This window comes from Pyrinomonas sp., from assembly GCF_040289685.1.
Lineage (GTDB): Bacteria > Acidobacteriota > Blastocatellia > Pyrinomonadales > Pyrinomonadaceae > Pyrinomonas.
Genome location: NZ_PSLQ01000110.1, coordinates 1,138 through 4,906, shown reverse-complemented (window position 1 = coordinate 4,906; position 3,769 = coordinate 1,138). Strand labels below are relative to the sequence as shown.

The window sequence follows — 3,769 nt, the reverse complement described above, 5'->3', positions numbered from 1 at the left end:
TAAGTGGTCGAGGTTACAGGGATCCCGCGCGAGCGGCCCACTCCTTACAAGGGTGGGGGTGAAGCGCCCGATGCGGACTTGAAAACCCAACACAATCAGGTATCAAGGCGTCCACCTGATCGGAGGCGAACCGTGGGACACGAAGGCGTCGCGCGCGTGCTGGGTGGCGGTGGTTCTCCAGAGGCACCCACGGCTTAAGCTATAGAGGCTTGATTAAATCGCCTACCGTGTTGAGTGGCGGTAGCGCTCCAGAGGCACTCACGGCTCAAGCGCCGCGTGGAGAGACTATACGGTCACCACAACACCAAGCCGATCAGAAATCGAATCAACCCCGTCCCAAAGACGATCCAAGCGGGGTTGAGGCGAAACCGCAAAAGGATCAAAACGCCCAAGGCAGCCAAGCTCAAACCGATCCATGTGTGGATGCCGGCGCGACCGATGCTCCACGCCGAGGCGACCAACAATCCGACCACCGCTGGCGTGACGCCACGCAAGAAGGCTTGCACCTGCCGATTGGACCGAAATCGGCGCAAGCTTGATCCAGCAGCGATCGTCAGCAAAAAGGCCGGCAGAAAGATGCTGCCGGTGGCGACTAGGGCGCCGAGCAATCCGGCAACGCGATAACCGATGAACGTCGCAGAGATCAACACCGGCCCTGGCGTGATCTGCCCGAGCGCCGTCGCGTCGGCGAACTCCTGATGCGTCAACCAGTGATGTGTCTCCACCACTTCGGCTTCGATCAAGGGCAACATCGCCAATCCTCCGCCGAAGGCAACGGTGCCGATGCGAAAGAAGACGACGGCCAACGTCGCCAGCAAAGCGAGCTTGGCGAGCAATGGGACCAGCGCGATCAGCAAGCCGAACGCGCGCAGCTTGGTTGATTCTTTTCCCACCCTCTCGTCGGTCTGCGATTGCGAGAGCGGGCGCGTTAGGTACCCGCTGATCACGCCATCGCGCTCGTACTGCGCGAGCACGGCGCGCCTCTTTTCAGCCAAGCGACGAATCCGGCGCCACTTCTGCCAACGCCTTTCGGCGTAAGCGTCAACGTAAAGGCCGACCAATCCGGCAAGCAGCACCACTTCAATCACCGTTGCTTTGAAGAGAGCGACGGCCAAGCAGGCTCCGAGCGCCAGCCACCGTTGCCATTTTTTGTGGAGAGCGTTCTTCCCCATCTGCCAAGCGGTCGCGATGATCAACGCGACCACTGCGGCGTTGAGACCATGAAAGAGGCGGTCTGTATCGGGCAGCGAGCGAAAATGGCGGTAGAGGATCGCCAGCCCGATCATCATCGCCATCGAGGGCAGCATGAAGCCGCTCATGGCAGCAGCGGCACCACGCCAACCGCGCAGACGGTATCCCACGTAAGCGACCGCATTGCCGGCGCTGGTTCCGGGCAAGCTCTGAGCCAGTGCCACCGCTTCGATGAACTCGCGTTCAGTGAACCAACGCCGTTCGTTGACGGCCAACGCCCTGATCTGCGTTAGCACAGCCAAGCCACCGCCGAAACCGGTTGCGCCAATCCTCAGAAACGAGAGGAAGAGGCCGCCGAGCGTTGCCGTGCGCGACAGTCGTTTAAGCTTTCGCCGACCGCGCCGCACGCGCGTTCCTAAACGGTTGGCCATCTCCTTGGCTGGCAACATCCTTTTTGCGCTCGGCGCCGGATTCGCCCCCTACGTCACACTATGGGGGCATCGTCGTCAACGCGCTGATTTCGAGTGCGCGTCGCACCGCCATCGCTCTCACAGGGCAAAATGGTCGTCGCTTCCATGATTCACGGGGCGCGTCCATCAGAGCGCGCCGCGCATCAGCGCGAACTTTTCTCGCCGCCTTCGACCACGCGCCGGAGCACGAGGCTGCTGCCGACGACGAAGAGCAAGCCGAGGAGCAACCAAAGTTCGACGCGCTTGATGCGGCCGAGTATCGCTTCGGCACTTCCGCTCAACACATATCCAATGCCGGTGAGCAAAGCTGCCCACATCGTGCAACTCAATGCATCGATGAGCGCAAAGCGCCCGAAATGGCGGCGATTCGTTCCCCACAAGACCATGGTGACAACGCGCGTTCCGTAGAAAAGCCGACAGAGCGGCAATTGCCGCCAGCCTAAGCGATTGATAAGGCGCTCGGCTCTTTCGCCCGCCCGCCGGTAAAGCCAGCTTGAGCGAATCCAACTGGCGTTCAATCGCCCTACCCAGTACCACACACAATCGCTCACAAAGGCCCCAGTAGCCGCCGCCAGCACCGCCGACAAAGGCGCAAGGTAGCCAAGATGCGCCACCACGCCGCCGAGAACGGGAGCTGCATCGACCTCGACCAGCGCCAGCGCGAACACCGCCAACACCCCATAGTTGAGCAGAAAATCTTCCATGATTCATCCATGATTCAAAGCGCAGCGGCTCGTTCGGTCGAGCGCGCAGCTCGCGAAGCGGGCCGCCGCTTGTGCAATGATCACGAGCTGAAGATTTCACACGCGCGGCGATCGCACAACGACATCGCCGACGCGATGACCTCGCGTCCAGCGTTCAGCATCGATCCTGACCTCGCCCGCATGGGGAACTTTGCATCACCCGAATCCTGCGATCCAGCGCTTCAATACGGAGCTTCAACCGTCGCCTTTCTTTCGAGTTTGCCCCACCCGACCAACGCGCCGCCGAGCGCCGTGCGGACCGATTTCAGCATCACGTAGTACATCAACTGGCGATAGCCGAAACGCTGCCAGAAGAGCCACCAGAGCAAACTCCATTGTTCGCGCTTTTCGAGCATGAACGCACAAATGGCCGCCAGCCAATCTACGGCGAGAAAGAGAGCGTAGTAAAAGAGCGTCTGCTGCAGATCGACGGAAGAGTATTCGTGCCCATGTGTGAGGCGGTCGAACGCCGCGGCCCCGAGCGCCCACACCATGACGAGGTCCATGACAGGCGACACGAGCGGGAAGAGGATCTGAAAGATCCAGACGTTGGGCAGCGCGATCCATCCGAGCGTGCCGTGCCGCAGCAGCGCATCGCGATGCTTCCACATGCATTGAAGCGTGCCGAACGACCAACGGAAACGTTGTCGCGCTAGGTCGCGCCAAGTATCCGGCGCTTCGGTCCAAGCGATGGCCTCCTCTTCGTAACCGATCTTGCAACCGAGACGACGCACGCGCAGCGTCAGATCCTGATCCTCGGCGAGCGTGTCGCCGGAAAAACCGCCTGCCCTTTCGATCAGCTCGCGCCGCCAAGCTCCCACCGCGCCAGGCACCACCGTGATGCAGTTCAACGAGGCGAAGGCCCGCCGGTCCAGGTTCTGCGAGGTGATGTACTCGAGCGCCTGCCATCGCGTGACGATGTTGATCCGGTTGCCAACCTTGGCGTTGCCTGCCACGGCGCCTAGGTTCGGATCGTGGAAGCGGCGCGCGAGCGCGCGCAACGTCCCAGTGGCGAACACCGTATCGGCATCGAGCGCCACGACGATCTCGCCTTGTGCGTGACGAAGTCCGTAGTTGAGCGCTTCGGCCTTTCCGCCATTCTCTCGGCGAAAGACGCGCACGCGCTGCTCACCGGCGAATCTTTCGCTGACGACCTGAAAGGTTCGATCCGTGGAGCCGTCGTCGACGACGATGATTTCGTAGTGCGGGTAATCAGAGGCGAGCAAGCTGGCGATCGTTCGCTCGATCACCCGCTCCTCGTTGTAAGCCGGCACGATCACCGAAACGAATGGCTGATGATCGGCGCCGGCATGCCAACGCTCGCGGCGGCGCGCGCGCACGCGCTGCGCGGCGGCAAGCGCCCCA

3 protein-coding genes are annotated in these 3,769 nt (G+C 61.7%); all 3 read right to left on the bottom strand.

From position 1 onward, the window contains the following. Positions 1–293: 293 nt before the first annotated feature. Positions 294–1,622 carry a chromate efflux transporter gene (chrA, locus tag C4334_RS14370; RefSeq protein ID WP_352432778.1) on the bottom strand — a complete coding sequence of 443 codons (1,329 nt, stop codon included), beginning with the start codon at positions 1,620–1,622 and terminating at the stop codon, positions 294–296. Between the two features lie 182 nt (positions 1,623–1,804). Then, positions 1,805–2,365 carry a DedA family protein gene (locus C4334_RS14365; RefSeq protein ID WP_352432777.1) on the bottom strand — a complete coding sequence of 187 codons (561 nt, stop codon included), beginning with the start codon at positions 2,363–2,365 and terminating at the stop codon, positions 1,805–1,807. 221 nt (positions 2,366–2,586) lie between these two features. Continuing rightward, a partial coding sequence (locus C4334_RS14360) for a glycosyltransferase family 2 protein (RefSeq protein ID WP_352432776.1) occupies positions 2,587–3,769 on the bottom strand: 1,183 nt, incomplete at its 5' end.